The 553-nt window shown below is 62.2% G+C and carries 1 protein-coding gene; it reads right to left on the reverse strand.

Annotated features, from left to right (window positions below; genetic code table 11):
* Positions 1-553, reverse strand: a 553-nt coding sequence (locus AC1D0P_RS27685) for a thiamine pyrophosphate-dependent enzyme (RefSeq protein WP_477679658.1), incomplete at both ends; no start/stop codon positions are given.

Consider the following 553-nt stretch of genomic DNA (forward strand, 5'->3'; position numbering starts at 1 on the left):
TCAGTATGCTTGACCGACAGCGACGGACAGCCGGAGAGACGGACGCAGGCGTGATCGCCGGTGCACACATCCTCGTCGACGCCGAAACGCTCCTTGACCATGCGCTTGCCGTCCTTCACCGCCTTGGCGAATTGCGGCTTCACCCGGCGCTGCTTGTTGAGCATGCATTCGGAGGAAGCGACGATGATCTTCGGTCCCTCTTCCTTGGTGGTCAGCGCCTCGCGCAGCGTGTCGCGCATCTTGGCGACGTCATAGGTCCGGTCGATCTGCCGCACCCAGGTCGCACCGATGCCCTTCACCGCATCGACGATCGAATTGTTGGTCTTGCGGCGCGGATTGACGGCACGCGAGGACATGATGTCCTGGCCACCCGTCGCCGCCGAATAGTAATTATCGACCACGAGGATGACGCCATCCTGCTTGTTGAACACGGCATTACCGATCGAGGTCGCCAGGCCATTGTGCCAGAAGCCGCCGTCACCCATCACCGAAATCACGCGCTTGTCGGCCTTGACGTTGAAGGCGGAGGCCGCGGCTGGCGACAGGCCATAGC

Source organism: Polaromonas sp. P1_G2 (assembly GCF_056405515.1).